Origin of the sequence: Pseudomonas songnenensis (assembly GCF_003696315.1) — a bacterium.
Lineage (GTDB): Bacteria > Pseudomonadota > Gammaproteobacteria > Pseudomonadales > Pseudomonadaceae > Stutzerimonas > Stutzerimonas songnenensis.
The window spans coordinates 382,559-397,054 of record NZ_RFFN01000002.1 but is presented as its reverse complement, the minus strand read 5'-3'; the positions used below and the strand labels follow the sequence as shown (position 1 = coordinate 397,054).

The window sequence follows — 14,496 nt, the reverse complement described above, 5'->3', positions numbered from 1 at the left end:
CATCGCGACGACCGGACCAGGCCCACCGATAAACGGGCTGGCACTACCCATGGATCAAGCGGGCTGCGCGACAAAGCACCGCACGATAACCGAAGTGGTTGTATCAGGCGATGCGTAGCGCAGCTTCGGCCACCGTCACTCGGCAGCGAGGCGTTGCCTGACTTGTGGCCAGTCACGGTCGGTGATGCTGTACAGCACGGTATCGTCGAGCCGACCGTCCGCCAGCCTCCGGTGGTTGCGCAATACACCCTCACGCTCGGCACCGAGCTTCTCGATGGCCCGCTGCGAGCGCAGGTTGCTGGCGGCGGTTTTCAGCTGCAGCCGCACCAGCTGCCATTCCTCGAACGCGTGACGCAGCAACAGGAACTTGATCGAGGCATTGAGCCCGGTGCCGTGCTCTGCCTGATCCAGCCAGGTCCATCCGAGTTCAGCCGCAGGCAGACTGCTGACGAAATCGGCGAAGCGGGTAGTACCGATCAACCGCTCTGCCATTCGTATGCTGAACACTACTGCGCGACCGTCTCGCTGCTCTGCCAGCGCATGGCGATACCAATCGGGACGCAGCGGCCCGTTCATGAACGTCAGCTCGCCACGGTTTCGTTCCGCCAGCGCCACCAGCTCCGGAATATCCGCCTCCATCAGCGGCGCCAGGCGCAGCGCCCCGCGCTGCAGGGTTACCGGATGCGGGCTGAACATGACATGCTCCTGTTTATGAAAGACGGGTGAACTGACGTATGCCGAGACAGTAACCCATGGCGAAGGCGACAGACCATTGCACAGACGACCGGCATCGCTGCTGCGGCCCCGTGCTAGACACATGCGACCTTGGTCGCAACCCAGCACACGGGGCGCAGCAATGCTGCGAAACTTCGCGGATTGAGCCTATTAATGAGTCGTCAGGGCTGAATGAATGCGGCGCACCTCTGGGCCCGCGGACACCGATCTGACGCCTACCCCTCGCTTTCTGGAGTTTGCATGACGCTGTCAGGCGGGCTGATCGCCGCGGTCGCCCTCGTCTATATGGCCATTCTGTTCGCCATCGCCTTCTATGGTGACCGTAACAGCGCCTCCATGTCGCCGCGCCTGCGGCCCTGGGTCTACAGCCTGTCGCTGGCGGTGTACTGCACCAGCTGGACCTTCTTCGGTGCGGTCGGCCAGTCCACCGAACAGCTGTGGGCATTCCTGCCGATCTATCTGGGCCCGATCCTGCTGATGCTGTTCGCACCGCACGTGATCCAGAAGATGATCATGATCAGCAAGCAGGAGAACATCACCTCGATTGCCGACTTCATCGCCGCACGCTACGGCAAGTCGCAGGTGCTGGCGGTGGTGGTCACCCTGATCTGCCTGGTCGGCGTACTGCCCTACATCGCCCTGCAGCTGAAAGGCATCGTGCTCGGCGTAAACGTGCTGAGCGGTATCAATGTCGAGGCGGCCGGCACCGGCACCCGCGACACCGCATTGATCGTCTCGATCGTCCTGGCGCTGTTCACCATCCTCTTCGGCACGCGCAATCTCGACGTGACCGAGCACCACCGCGGCATGGTCCTGGCGATCGCCTTCGAATCGCTGATCAAGCTGCTGGCATTCCTGGCAGTCGGCGCGTTCGTGACCTTCGGCCTGTACAACGGTTTCGGCGACCTGTTCAACCGCGCCCACGACGCGCCCGAGCTCGCTGATTTTTGGAGCGAGAACGTCAACTGGGCCGCCATGCTGGTACAGACCACCGTGGCGATGATGGCGATCGTCTGCCTGCCACGGCAGTTCCACGTCGCGGTGGTGGAAAACATCGAGCCGCGCGACTTCCGCCTGGCTCGCTGGGTGTTCCCGCTCTACCTCGTGCTGGCTGCCGTGTTCGTCGTGCCGATTGCCCTCGCCGGGCAGATGCTGCTGCCGGCGGGCGTGACCCCGGACTCGTTCGTCATCAGCCTGCCGCTGGCCGAGCTGCATCCCTGGCTCGCGCTGCTGGCCTTCATCGGCGGTGCATCGGCGGCGACCGGCATGGTGATCGTCGCCAGCGTGGCGCTTTCCACCATGGTTTCCAATGACATGCTGCTGCCCTGGCTGCTGCGCCGCCAGGAAGCCGAACGCCCCTTCGAGGCCTTCCGCCACTGGATGCTCTCGGTACGCCGCATCACCATCGTGGCGATCCTCCTGCTGGCCTACGTCAGCTACCGCCTGCTCGGCTCCACCGCCTCCCTGGCCACCATCGGCCAGATCGCCTTCGCCGCCATCACGCAGCTGGCCCCGGCCATGGTCGGCGCGCTGTACTGGAAGCAGGCCAACCGCCGTGGCGTGTTCGCCGGCCTGACCGCCGGTGCGGCGATCTGGTTCTACACGCTGATCCTGCCGTTGCTCGGCTGGCCGCTGGACATGTTCCCGGGCCTGAACTGGATGTACAACGGCGGCCTCGGTTTCGGCCTCAGCGGTCTGACGCTGGGTGTGACCCTGTCGCTGATCGGCAATGCCACGCTGTTCTTCTGGGTATCGATCCTGACCCAGACCCATGTAGCCGAGCACTGGCAGGCCAGCCGCTTCATCGGCCAGGAGATCACCTCCCCCACCGGCGCGCGGCGCCTGCTCGCCGTGCGCGTCGAGGACCTGCTGACCCTGGCATCGCGCTTCGTCGGTGCCGAGCGCGCCGAGCAAAGTTTCCAGCGCTTCGCCCGCCGCCACGGCCAGGACTTCTCGCCCAAACTGCAGGCCGACGGCCAGTGGATCGCGCATACCGAGCGCCTGCTCGCCGGCGTACTCGGCGCGTCCTCCACGCGCGCTGTGGTCAAGGCGGCGCTGGAAGGCCGCGACATGCAGGTCGACGACGTGGTGCGCATCGTCGGCGAAGCCTCCGAGGTGCTGCAGTTCAACCGTGCGCTGCTGCAAGGAGCGATCGAGAATATCACCCAGGGCATCAGCGTGGTCGACCAGTCGCTGCGCCTGGTGGCGTGGAACCACCGCTATCTGGAGCTTTTCGAGTATCCGGACGGGCTGGTCTACATCGGCCGGCCGATCGCCGACATCATCCGCTACAACGCCGAGCGCGGCCTGTGCGGCCCGGGCGACCCCGACACCCATGTGGCCAAGCGCCTGTACTGGATGCGCCAGGGCCGTGCGCATACCTCCGAGCGGCTGTTCCCCAACGGCCGCGTGGTCGAACTGATCGGCAATCCGATGCCGGGCGGCGGCTTCGTCATGAGCTTCAGCGACATCACCGCCTACCGCGAGGCCGAACGCGCGCTCAAAGACGCCAACGAAGGCCTCGAACAGCGCGTCAGCGAGCGCACCCAGGAGCTGTCGCAGCTCAACCAGGCATTGATCGAAGCCAAGAGCACGGCGGAAGCCGCCAATCAGTCGAAGACGCGCTTCCTCGCCGCTGTCAGCCACGACCTGATGCAGCCGCTCAATGCTGCACGCCTGTTCTCCGCGGCACTGTCGCACCAGCAAAGCGCTTTGCCCAAGGAGGCCCAGGAGCTGGTACAGCATCTGGACAGCTCGCTCCGCTCGGCCGAGGACCTGATCACCGATCTGCTGGATATCTCACGCCTGGAAAGCGGCCGGGTCACCCCGGATCGCAACCCCTTCCCGTTGGCCACGCTGTTCGACACCCTCGGCACCGAGTTCACCGTGCTGGCCCGTGAACAGGGCGTGAACTTCCGCGTGCACGGCAGCAAGCTGCGCGTCGACAGCGACATCCGCCTGCTGCGCCGGGTGCTGCAGAACTTCCTCACCAACGCGTTCCGCTACGCCAAGGGCCGGGTGGTACTCGGCGTACGCCGGCAAGGCGCCTCTCTGCGACTCGAGGTGTGGGACCGCGGACCGGGCATTCCGCAGGACAAGCTGAAGGTGATCTTCGAAGAATTCAAACGCCTGGACAGCCACCAGACCCGCGCCGAAAAGGGGCTTGGCCTGGGCCTGGCGATCGCCGATGGCCTCTGCCATGTGCTTGAGCATCCCCTTGAGGTGCGCTCCTGGCCAGGCAAGGGCAGCGTGTTCAGTGTCACCGTGCCGATCGCCCGCACGCTCAGCCAGCCACGGCAGGTGGCAAGACGCGGCGAACCGCAACACACGGCACTGACCGGCACCCAGGTGCTGTGCATCGACAACGAGGACAGCATTCTGGTGGGCATGAGCAGCCTGCTCACGCGCTGGGGCTGCCAGGTATGGACTGCCAGCAACCGCGCCGAATGCGAAGCGCTGCTGGCCGAGGACATTCGCCCGCAACTGGTGCTGGTCGACTATCACCTGGACGAGGGCCAGACCGGCACCGAGCTGATGGCCTGGCTGCGCACCCGCCTCGGCGAGCCGGTACCGGGCGTGGTAATCAGTGCCGACGGCCGCCCGGAACTGGTCGCGGCGATTCATGCCAGCGGGCTGGATTTTCTTGCCAAGCCGGTTAAACCAGCCGCACTGCGCGCCCTGATGAGCCGGCATCTGACCCTGCGATAAGGGATGGGCAACACGGACGACGCCCACTCCTGCGAACCGTGACGATGCCCGGCTGCAGGCAGTTACACTGATGGCTATCTGCACTTTCGGCAGCGAGGCGAAAGATGACGCTCGAGTTGATTCTCAACCTCGCCACGGCGCTCGCGGTGGGCCTGCTGATCGGGACCGAACGCACCTGGAGCGGTCGGAACAACGCGGGGCAGGAACTCGTCGCCGGCATTCGCACGTTCGGCCTGGCAGGCCTGTTCGGCGGGCTGGCAGCCGTCAGCATCAACCACCTGGGCACGCTGGCCTGGGTAGCAATGTTCGGCATGCTCGCTCTGCTGGTAATTGCCGGCTACGTCATCGACGCGCACCGCAGTGGCGATTACGGCATGACCACCGAAGTCGCCCTGCTGCTGACCTTCGTTCTCGGCAGCCTGGCAGTCGCTGAAAGCCGCGCGCTGGCTGCCGCCTGCGCCATCGTGGTGGCGCTGCTGCTGAGCCTCAAGGCACGTCTGCATCAGGCGCTGAAGCGACTCAGCGAGGCCGAACTGGCAGGCGCGCTGAAGATGCTGTTCATCTCCGTGGTGCTGCTGCCCGCGCTGCCGAACCAGGGCTACGGACCCTGGCAGGCGCTCAATCCCTACACGACCTGGATGATGGTGGTGCTGATTGCCGGCATCGGCTTCGCCGCCTACGTGGCCATTCGATTCTTTGGGGCGCGGCATGGCCTGCTGCTGACCGCGCTACTTGGCGGCATCGTCTCATCCACCGCCATGACCATCACGCTGGCCCGGCTCAATGCACCGCAACTGCGCGCAGCGCTGGCGGCCGGCCTGCTGGCGACTTCCGCCTTGATGTTCCCCCGCGTGTTGCTGGAAGTGGGGCTGGTCAATCCGGCCCTGCTGCCCGGCCTGGCCTTGCCGCTGGCTTGTGCCGGCGCCATCTATGCGGCTGGCGCGCTGTTCTACTACCTGCGTGCCGGCGAGACGCCCGATGACAATACCGAACCGCTGCTGAAGAACCCGTTCGAACTGGGCCCGGCATTGCGCTTTGCGGCCCTGCTGGTGCTGATTCTTCTGCTGGTGGAAGGCGCCCGCCACTGGCTGGGTGACGCCGGCATCTATCTGGTGTCGCTGGTAGCAGGTCTGACCGATGTCGATGCAATCACCCTCTCGCTCGCCAGCAAGGCACGCGATGGGTTGAGCCATGAGGTCGCGATACGCGGCATCGTCTTCGCCGCACTGAGCAACAGCCTGGTCAAGGCCATGCTGATCGTCCTGATCGGCGGCCGCGAGCTGGCGCTACGCACCCTGCCGATCATGTTTGCCGGTCTGCTGACCGGCCTTGCGGTGCTGTTGTTGCGCTGACTGCCCTCGCCTAGTCACCAACCTCGCTGAGTTCTTCGGCACCGGCGCGCTCCAGCCAATCACCCGGCAAGCGCTTGCTGGCACGCGCGCCGAGTGACTTCAGCTGCTCGGCACGACCGACGAGGTTGCCGCGCCCATCGCTGAGCTTGTTGCGTGCAGCAAGGTAGGCGCGATCCACCTGCTGCAGCCTGCTGCCGATCTCGTCGAGATCCTGAATGAAGGCGACGAACTTGTCGTACAGCCCGCCGGCCTTCTCGGCGATCTCGCGTGCGTTCTGGCTTTGTCGCTCCTGTCGCCAGAGGCTGTCGATAACCCGCAGCGTGGCCAGCAAGGTGGTCGGACTGACGATCACGATGTGTCGTCCATACGCCTCCTGGAACAGATCCGGGTCCGCCTGCAGCGCAGCTGCGAAGGCAGCTTCGATCGGGACGAAGAGCAATACGAAGTCGAGACTTTGCAGCCCGTCCAGGCGCTGATAGTCCTTGAGGGAGAGGCCCTTGAGATGGCTGCGCAGCGATTGGACGTGCTGCTTGAGTGCCAGTGCCCTGCTGCTGTCGTCCTCGGCGCAGGTCAGCGCCTGATAGGCGGTCAGGCTGACCTTGGCATCCACCACCACCTGCTTGTCACCCGGCAGATGAATGAGCACATCCGGCTGGAAACGCTCGCCGTCCGGGCTCTTCAGGCTGACCTGTGTATGGTACTCACGGCCCTTTTCCAGCCCGGCGTGTTCCAGCACCTTCTCCAGCACCAGCTCGCCCCAGTTGCCCTGGGTCTTCTGGCCCTGCAGCGCGCGGGTCAGGTTGGTGGCTTCATCGCCCAGGCGTTGATTCAGCTGTTGCAGCCGTTCCAGCTCACGGGCCAGGGAGAATCGCTCACGCGCCTCGTTCTGGTAGCTTTCCTCGACACGCTTCTCGAACGACTGGATGCGCTCTTTCAGCGGCTCGAGCAGCTGACCGAGACGCTCGTGACTGGACTCGCTGAAGCGCTGCTCCCGCTCATCGAAAATCTTACCGGCCAGCTCGGCGAACTGCGCGCGCAACTCGTCACGCGCCGCCTGCAGATCAGCCAACCGCTGCTGATGAGCATTGTGCTGTTCGCGCAACTCGGCTTCGAGCGCTGCATGCGCTGCGCTCAGCCGGCGCAGCTCTCCCACCTGGGCGTCACGCTCGGCCTGCAGGTCGGCGATGGTTTCGACATTGCCGTCGCGCTGCGTGCACAGCAGCTCGGTCTCCCGGCGCAACGCGGCCAGTTCAGCCTGCAGAGCGGACTTTATGCCACTCACTTCGGCGAGTTCGATCCGGCAGCCTTCCAGCTGCGCGGCCAGCCCTTCCTGGCCCAGCGCGGCTTGCCTGAGCCTTTCGTCGAGCATTGCCTGCTCGGCTTCGCTGGACGACAGACGGCGCTGCAGATAAACGCTCAGCGCGGCCAGCACGACCACGCCGAGCGCCAGACCGATCAATAGATGAAGAGGATCAAAGGACATGAAAGGCTCCGGCGAAATTGCCGGGCAGTATAGCGATCCGCAGAGAGACGGGGCTGCCCCGCTTAGGCCTTGACCTGCTGCAGGAAGCGCACCGCCTCCTGCGAGCCTTGTGCTGCGGCCTGCTCAAGCCAGAGGCGCGCCTTGGCCGGCTCCGGGTGATCCGGCTCGCCATACAGACGCCCTAGCTCCAGCTGTGCCTGGCAGTCGCCGGCGCGTGCAGCCTGGCGCAGCAGTTCGAAACCAATGCGGCGATCACGCTGACTTTCGCACTCGCAGCAGAGCAGGCGCCCAAGACGGCTCTGCGCCTCTACCACACCCTCACGCGCGGGCTGCTTGAGCAGCCGACCAGCGATTCGCTTGACACCCTGGTTGCTGCCCAGGCGCTGGCTGTCGAGCAACCAGAGCGCCATACGCAACGGCAGCCGTGCCGACGGAGTGGAAGTAGCGAAGGAAGCCGAAGCAGAGGTACGCGTTCTCATGCACATCAGGGGGGCTGGATGGATAAGGTCGCGCACTCTACTCCTTTTTTTCGAGAGTTAAAGTCTTGTCAAAATCGAAAAAATTAGATCCGGATCACATCAGTTTTTAATCCACAGAAGCTGTGGATAAGTCAGTGGACAAACAGCAGACAAATCGTCGAACGCCACGTGTCATGGGGGCTGCGCTTAAACTGACGTTTTTTTCGCCAAAGAAAAAAATGCTTATTTTTCAATTGGTTATTAACGTTCTATGGATTCCACCGATTTGCGACAGTTTGTCATAAGCACTTGACAGGGCCGCTGAGCAAATGTGCACAAGTTCGGCGCATCGCGCTCGAACGCCCTTGACACAAGGGCCGCCGCGGCCTCCGACTGAACTTCGGCTTCATTCGATTGTCGCGTCGTGCACCTCACCAGAGCACAGGCGGCTGCGCCTGTTATGCAGCTATGCTGTATCGCTCGCTTATTGGACCTGCCGATGACAAAACCGTCGAGAATCCTGCTCTGGCTGATCTCAGCATTACTGGTATCGATGCTGCTTGCCGGCGGTTTTGCCTGGTATCAGTGGAAAGTGTTCAAGCGTGAGCAAGGTATCGAGCAACTCGAGTGGCAAGGCTTGCGCCTTTCCAACCAAAGCGTGTTCATCGACCGACTGGACTACGTTCAACGGACAGCTGACGGCTTGGACGTAGCCGCGCAGATAGACGCAGTTAACCTGCAGATAACCAGTTTTTTCCGCCCGTTTCCGCCACGATCCTTAGACGTTGAGCGCGCCAGGCTCACATTGCATTCGTTGCCGGAAGCCTCTGACGAACCCTCGCCGCCAGACCTCGAACGATACGAACAATGGATTGCCTGGCTGCCGCAGCGATTGACCATAGTCGATCTGCAGATGGAGCTCCCTTGTGCCCAGGGTCGCTGCGACGAACGGGGGTCATTACAGCTACGGCATTCCGGCGAATCGTTGCTGCCATTTGAGGCCCGCCTTGACCTGCAACGCAATGAGCGGCAGCTATCGCTCATGGTCGACGCTCAGCGTTCCGATGAAACGCACAGCCTGATCGAGGCAAAGCTGCTGATCGACGAGCAGCAGCGCCTGGAAACCCGCCACCAGCTGATGCATGCCGATGAGCAAATGCTGTGGAGCGGCACCCTGTCGATGGGCAGCCTGCCGGAAGCGCCCTGGTTGCTGGAATGGCTCGGGGAATGGACAAGCTATCAACCCACGGCCCTGCCGGACATGCCTGCGGACATGCGCCTCGGCGCCGGCTGGTCGTTAACCCTGCCGCAAAGGCCGGGCGGCATGATCGACTGGCGCGACGCTGCCGGTGACCTGCGCCTGTCCGCTCACCTCCCCGCCTTCTGGCCAGTCATCGGCCTCGGTGAGTTGCAGGGTGAGATCGATCTCGCGGCAAACGGCCAGAATGGCCTGTGGCTGCCCTCCGAGCTGAAAGCCAACCTCAAACTGCGCCCCGAGCCAGCGTTGCTAGCCGCACTGCCAAACAACCTGCGCCCCACCCTTCTGAACATCGACATCGCCCCCGTGGAAGGCGAAACGGTTCAGGGTCACCTGCCACTGCAGCTCAGACTGGAAGCTCAGGGTGGCGCCCCCGCAACGCTGCAGGCACGCGCGCAGCTGGCGACAGGGGCTCCCTACGCAGTGGATATCGAACAGGCACGCCTGCAAGTACGCAGCAGTAAGCTGCAACTTGATGCGCTTACGCTACAAGGCCTGGATGCCACGCTGCATTTCTCCGGCCGAGCCGATCTCGAGCGGATCGACTTGAAACTGCACAAGGCTTCGCGTGCAACCCTTGCCCGAGTGACCAGCGCGGAACTTGCGGCCAGCCAGTTGCGTGCCGAGCTGCCGCAGCCGCTCAGTCTGCAGATCGATCGCAGCGCGGCCGAAGCGAGCACGTGGCGCATCCGCGGCCCCGTGGAGCTGCGCCTGGGCGCACTGGAACATCCGCAGCTGATCGCGCAAGGCTGGCGTTGGAGCAGTCAGCTGGACGTCGACACAACGCGCCTGAACGCAACCGGGCCGTTGAGCAACGATGCCGGCCTGGCACTGGTAGCCAATCTGAACAAGGCCTGGAACGGCCCTCTGCAAGTGAATGGCAAGTTGCAAGAGGTGTTCCTGCGGGCTGGCAACCCGCTGGCCCGCAGCTTCGCCGCCTGGCCGGCGGCGCTCGAGCTGAACAGTGGGCGACTGCTGGGCGACGGCAAGCTTTCATTGCCTGCAGATGGCGGTGCGCCGTCAGCCAGTCTCGCCCTGGAAGCCCGAGGTCTGGCGGGTATCTACGATCGCACAGAGATATCCGGGCTCGATGTGCGCCTTGCAGGAAACCTGCAGCGCAATCGTTTGCAGATGGATATCACCGAATTGCGTCTGGCGCAGCTCAACCCCGGCTTCACCTTCGGCCCGCTGCTGCTGCGTGGTGCGTATAGCGCCAGCCTCGATCAGCCAGCACAAGGTCGCTTGAGCTGGCAGACCGCCGAAACGCACATTCTCGGCGGCCGGTTCTGGCTGGAGCCGGCAACCCTCGACCTGGCCGTCGCGCCCCAGCAGCTCAACGCCCGGGTGCAAGGTGTGCAGCTGGGAGAGGTGCTGGCAGCCTATCCAACCGAAGGACTCAGCGGCAGCGGGCTGATCGACGGCAGCTTCGAGGTTCACCGCAGCGCCACGGGCCTGAGCGTGGATCAGGGGCAGCTTGCTGCCCGCGCACCCGGCGGCGTACTGCGCTTTCGCTCACCCAAGATCGAAGCCCTCGGCCAGGCAAATCCGGCCATGAGAATCGTCAGCGAGGCCTTGCACGATTTTCATTATGATTTGCTGAGCAGCGACGTCCGCTATGATGAGAGCGGCAAGCTGAACCTCGGGCTACGTCTGAATGGCCGCAACCCGGCTCTGGAAGGTGGCAGACCGATCAATTTCTCGATCAACCTTGAAGAGGACATTCCGGCGCTGCTGACCAGCTTGCAGCTAAGCGACCGGGTAAGCGAAACCATTCAACGGCGGGTGCAGGAACGGCTTCGCTGAGGCCATGCAACCGCAAGCCGACACAGGAGAGACCGCCATGCGGTTGCGCCAATCGCTGACCATTCTGCTGCTGGCCCTGTTCGCCAGCGCCTGTACGCCGCGGGTGGAACTGGCCGTACCGAACGAGCCGATCAACATCAACCTGAACGTGAAGATCGAACACGAGATTTACATCCGGGTAGACAAGCAGCTCGACTCGATCATTAACCAAGACAGCGGACTGTTCTGAGGACGACGATGAAAACCTACCTGAAATTGGCGAGCCTGCTGTTTGCGCTGATGCTCGCCCTGCCCGCAGCAGCCATGACCCTCAACGAAGCCATGTCGGCGCTGGGGGACGCCAAGGCCAGCGGCCTGCTTGGCGAGAAGCCCGACGGCTACCTGGGCGTGGTTCGCTCCAGCAAGAATGCCGAGGAGATCGCCAGCCAGATCAATCAGGCCCGCCGCGCGGAATACCACCGTGTTGCCAAGCAGAACGGCATCAGCGTCAGCGACGTCGAAGCCATCGCCGGCAAGAAGGCCATCGAGAAGACACCGTCTGGCCAGATCATCCAGCTCAACGGTAACTGGGTCCGCAAGTGACCCAGCCAGGATGGCCGGGCCAGCCGGCCATCGTTCGCCTGCAGGCGCTTACAGCAGCGTCAGGCTGTGCGCCCTGACCACCAGTGCCTTCTGCCGAAACCTGCACTCCAGCTCGGCGCGATACTCTGCCCACCATTCCCTGTCCAGCGCCTCGGTCATGACCTCATAGACCACCGATTCATCGTGGACGGGATTGTCGCCGTCCTCCAGCCAGTAACCGCTCGCCGGCGCCCGCGAATAGGTGGTCAGGCCGCCGAACTGCTCGATGAGCTCCTCGCTCACACTACGAAACAGCGCTTTCGGCAGCGCTCGCTGATCGTTGTCATAGAGCGGTAGCAGCAGCTGAACCAGGTACATGTCGGAGCCCCGTCATTCGTCACTCCACATGAGACCAGGCCAGCTCGCCTTTGACGCCGAACCGCCGAAATCAGAAAAGCCCGAGCTGTCCGTCGACCAGCGAAGCGAAATCGTCGCCGACGAACGGCAGGATTGCATCCGCTACCGGTTGCAGCTGCCGCGTCACGTAGTGGTCGTAATCGATAACCGATGACCGCGTCTCCAACGGCTCCGGCCCCGCAACCGTGATCAGGTAACTGATCCAACCGCCGTTCTGGTACTGCCTCGGCCGTCCCTGGCGGTCGTTGAACTCATCGGCCAGGCGCGCCGCACGCACATGTGGCGGCACGTTGCGCTGGTAGTCATCCAGCCTGCGCCGCAGGCGTTTGCGATAGATCAGCAAGTCGTCCAGCTCGCCAGCCAGCGTGCGCCGCACGTAGTCACGGACGTAATCGCGATGCGGCTGGCGGTGGAAGATGCGCTGGTAGAGCTCCTGCTGAAAGCGCTGAGCCAACGGTGACCAATCCGTGCGCACTGTCTCCAGGCCTTTGAAGACCATGCCATCGCTGCCGTCCGGGCGGGTAACCAGGCCGGCATAGCGCTTCTTGCTGCCCTCCTCCGCACCGCGGATGGTCGGCATCAGGAAGCGGCGGAAATGCGTTTCGTATTGCAGCTCCAGCGCGCTGGCAAGGCCGTACTCGATCTGTAGATGCTCACGCCACCAGTCGTTGATGTGCTGCACCAGCGCGCGACCGATGCATGCCGCCTCGCCATCGGAATGCGCCTTGCGCAGCCAGACGAAAGTGGAGTCGGTATCGCCATAAATCACGGCGTGGCCCTGCGCCTCGATCAGTTCCCGCGTACGCCGCATGATTTCATGGCCACGCAGCGTAATAGACGAGGCCAGCCGCGTATCGAAGAAACGGCAGCCGCTGGAGCCAAGTACGCCGTAAAAGGCATTCATGATGATCTTCAGCGCTTGTGACAGCGGCTTGTTGTGCTCGCGTTTCGCTGTCTCGCGCCCTTCCCAGACACGCTCCACGATCGCCGGCAGGCAGTGCCGGGTACGCGAGAAACGCGCGCCGCGAAAGCCGGGAATCGACGCCTCATCGGTGGGGTGACGCAGCCCCTCGATCAACCCCACTGGATCGATGAGAAAGGTGCGGATGATCGACGGGTACAGGCTCTTGTAGTCCAGCACCAGCACCGATTCGTACAAACCCGGCTGCGAATTCATCACGAAGCCACCCGGGCTGGCCTCGGCCTGACGCTCACCGAGATTCGGCGCAACGAAGCCTTGGCGGTGCATCAACGGCATGTACAGATGCTCGAACGCAGCAACCGACCCGCCACTGCGATCCGCCGCGAGCCCCGTCACCGTGGCGCGCTCCAGCAGGAAGGTCAGCAGCTCGGTGTGGGCAAAGATCCGGGTGACCAGCTCGCAGTCCTTGAGGTTGTATCGCGCCAGAGCCGGCTTGTCCTCGGCGAACATGCGATCGATTTCCGCCATGCGCTGATAGGGGTTGTCGATCGCCTTGCCTTCGCCCAAAAGAGTCTGGGCGACATTCTCCAGACTGAACGAGGGGAAACTCCAGGTCGCTGAACGCAGCGCCTCGATGCCATCGATGATCAACCGCCCGGCAGTCGCCGCGAAGAAATGGTTACCGCGGCCGCCGTGCTCTCGCCACTCCATCTCCGTCCCCCCGCGCCCCAGGCGCAGCGGAACCTGCAGACGCTGCGAATGCTCCTGCAATACGCGCAAATCGAACTGCACCAGGTTCCAGCCGATGATTGCATCAGGATCGTGCTCGGCGAACCAGGCGTTCAGGCGCTCGAGTAACTCGCGTCGGCTTTCACAATACTCCAGCGCAAAGTCGACGGCCGCGCCCTGCGCGTTTTCCGGCCCAAGCATATAGACCTGGCGCTGGCCACACCCCTCAAGCGCAATGGAATAGAGATCGCCGCGAGCGGTGGTTTCGATATCCAGAGAAACCAGCCTGAGCTGCGGCCGATAGTCCGACGCTGGCTTGAGCTGGGCATCGACCTGCTTGTTACCCGCGGGCGCGGCAGAGAAACACACCGGCGCAGTAATGAAGCGCTCCATCAGATAGCGCTCGGGCGGTCGAATGTCCGCCTCGTAGACATCAACCCCGGCGTCTCGCAACAACCGCGCGCAATCCAGCAGGCGACGATACGAACGGCAGTAAAGCCCCATCACCGGCCGATGCCGGAAGTCGCGCAAGGCCAGCGGCCGCAACTCGGCATCACGTTCACGACGCAGCAAAGGCTCGGCGAGCGCACGCTGCTCCTCGGGAACGAACGCGACCGAATGCTGATGCGGAACAGTCACCTGCCGTGGCCCGTCATCGGTGGCAAGCCAGAAACTGATCTCGGTGCCATCTGGCGTATCGCGCCAGTGCCGGGTCAGTATGAAGCCTCGCTGCTGCTGCGACATCACCCTCCCCATCGCTTCGCACAATGCCGTGGTCGCCGACGCTGCCAGCAGGCCAGGCACCTGCCGCACTCTTCTCAAACATAGCGCCGAGACAAGCCAGGGCTATGCCTGGCAATTGACAACGCCTGAAAGCAAAAACCCCCGAACTCTGACGAGTTCGGGGGTTCAGGCTACATGTAGTGGCGGAGAGATAGGGATTTGAACCCTAGGTACCCGCGAGGGTACAACGGATTTCGAATCCGTCCCGTTCGGCCACTCCGGCATCTCTCCAGCGGCGCGCATCATAGCAGCTGGATCGGTTTTGTCGAACCCCAACTGCACAGATT

Annotated in this window: 10 protein-coding genes and 1 tRNA gene; 5 read left to right on the top strand and 6 right to left on the bottom strand. The window is 63.5% G+C overall.

The genetic code is table 11. The features are described 5' to 3' along the window. Nucleotides 1-135: 135 nt before the first annotated feature. Nucleotides 136-696, bottom strand: coding sequence for a GNAT family N-acetyltransferase (locus tag EA798_RS06260; protein ID WP_122098405.1), 561 nt, complete (start codon nucleotides 694-696; stop codon nucleotides 136-138). Between the two features lie 279 nt (nucleotides 697-975). On the opposite strand from EA798_RS06260, the gene EA798_RS06255 reads away from it, so the two are divergent. After that, the gene (locus EA798_RS06255; protein WP_106158141.1) at nucleotides 976-4,443 is read left to right on the top strand and encodes a hybrid sensor histidine kinase/response regulator; all 3,468 of its coding nucleotides are present in this window, start codon (nucleotides 976-978) and stop codon (nucleotides 4,441-4,443) included. A gap of 104 nt (nucleotides 4,444-4,547) precedes the next feature. After that, nucleotides 4,548-5,795: an MgtC/SapB family protein gene (locus EA798_RS06250; protein ID WP_122098404.1), complete on the top strand. Its 1,248-nt coding sequence runs from the start codon at nucleotides 4,548-4,550 to the stop codon at nucleotides 5,793-5,795. 10 nt (nucleotides 5,796-5,805) lie between these two features. On the opposite strand, the gene EA798_RS06245 is transcribed toward EA798_RS06250, so the two are convergent. Beyond that, nucleotides 5,806-7,278 carry a DNA recombination protein RmuC gene (locus tag EA798_RS06245; RefSeq protein ID WP_122098403.1) on the bottom strand — a complete coding sequence of 491 codons (1,473 nt, stop codon included), beginning with the start codon at nucleotides 7,276-7,278 and terminating at the stop codon, nucleotides 5,806-5,808. Between the two features lie 62 nt (nucleotides 7,279-7,340). After that, nucleotides 7,341-7,688, bottom strand: coding sequence for a tetratricopeptide repeat protein (locus tag EA798_RS06240; protein ID WP_106158138.1), 348 nt, complete (start codon nucleotides 7,686-7,688; stop codon nucleotides 7,341-7,343). Nucleotides 7,689-8,235: 547 nt separating this feature from the next. Here EA798_RS06240 and EA798_RS06235 point away from each other — a divergent pair. From EA798_RS06235 to EA798_RS06225, 3 genes are read left to right on the top strand one after another with little or no spacing between them, the layout of a single operon-like run. Next, nucleotides 8,236-10,797: an intermembrane phospholipid transport YdbH family protein gene (locus EA798_RS06235; RefSeq protein ID WP_122098402.1), complete on the top strand. Its 2,562-nt coding sequence runs from the start codon at nucleotides 8,236-8,238 to the stop codon at nucleotides 10,795-10,797. A gap of 37 nt (nucleotides 10,798-10,834) precedes the next feature. Beyond that, the gene (locus EA798_RS06230) at nucleotides 10,835-11,026 is read left to right on the top strand and encodes a YnbE family lipoprotein (RefSeq protein ID WP_003282484.1); all 192 of its coding nucleotides are present in this window, start codon (nucleotides 10,835-10,837) and stop codon (nucleotides 11,024-11,026) included. 8 nt (nucleotides 11,027-11,034) lie between these two features. After that, a complete protein-coding gene (locus EA798_RS06225) occupies nucleotides 11,035-11,379 on the top strand; it encodes a YdbL family probable chaperone protein (RefSeq protein WP_106158136.1) in 345 nt (114 codons plus the stop codon). Between the two features lie 48 nt (nucleotides 11,380-11,427). Here the strand turns inward: EA798_RS06225 and EA798_RS06220 are convergent, their stop codons facing one another. The 3 genes from EA798_RS06220 to EA798_RS06210 all read right to left on the bottom strand — a co-directional run bounded on the left by EA798_RS06220 (nucleotide 11,428) and on the right by EA798_RS06210 (nucleotide 14,440). Continuing rightward, nucleotides 11,428-11,736, bottom strand: a complete 309-nt coding sequence (locus EA798_RS06220) for a hypothetical protein (protein ID WP_122098401.1) — start codon at nucleotides 11,734-11,736, stop codon at nucleotides 11,428-11,430. Nucleotides 11,737-11,806: 70 nt separating this feature from the next. Then, the gene (locus tag EA798_RS06215; protein ID WP_122098400.1) at nucleotides 11,807-14,170 is read right to left on the bottom strand and encodes a DNA polymerase II; all 2,364 of its coding nucleotides are present in this window, start codon (nucleotides 14,168-14,170) and stop codon (nucleotides 11,807-11,809) included. 180 nt (nucleotides 14,171-14,350) lie between these two features. Beyond that, nucleotides 14,351-14,440: transfer RNA gene (locus EA798_RS06210), tRNA-Ser, on the bottom strand. Between the last annotated feature and the right edge of the window lie 56 nt (nucleotides 14,441-14,496).

Excerpts from the sequence above, each read along its gene's own strand:
- EA798_RS06235 (WP_122098402.1), top strand. The coding sequence starts at position 8,236 with ATGACAAAACCGTCGAGAATCCTGCTCTGGCTGATCTCAGCATTACTG.
- EA798_RS06245 (WP_122098403.1), bottom strand. The coding sequence starts at position 7,278 with ATGTCCTTTGATCCTCTTCATCTATTGATCGGTCTGGCGCTCGGCGTG.
- EA798_RS06220 (WP_122098401.1), bottom strand. The coding sequence starts at position 11,736 with ATGTACCTGGTTCAGCTGCTGCTACCGCTCTATGACAACGATCAGCGA.
- EA798_RS06230 (WP_003282484.1), top strand. The coding sequence starts at position 10,835 with ATGCGGTTGCGCCAATCGCTGACCATTCTGCTGCTGGCCCTGTTCGCC.
- EA798_RS06215 (WP_122098400.1), bottom strand. The coding sequence starts at position 14,170 with ATGTCGCAGCAGCAGCGAGGCTTCATACTGACCCGGCACTGGCGCGAT.
- EA798_RS06240 (WP_106158138.1), bottom strand. The coding sequence starts at position 7,688 with ATGGCGCTCTGGTTGCTCGACAGCCAGCGCCTGGGCAGCAACCAGGGT.
- EA798_RS06225 (WP_106158136.1), top strand. The coding sequence starts at position 11,035 with ATGAAAACCTACCTGAAATTGGCGAGCCTGCTGTTTGCGCTGATGCTC.
- EA798_RS06260 (WP_122098405.1), bottom strand. The coding sequence starts at position 696 with ATGTTCAGCCCGCATCCGGTAACCCTGCAGCGCGGGGCGCTGCGCCTG.
- EA798_RS06255 (WP_106158141.1), top strand. The coding sequence starts at position 976 with ATGACGCTGTCAGGCGGGCTGATCGCCGCGGTCGCCCTCGTCTATATG.
- EA798_RS06250 (WP_122098404.1), top strand. The coding sequence starts at position 4,548 with ATGACGCTCGAGTTGATTCTCAACCTCGCCACGGCGCTCGCGGTGGGC.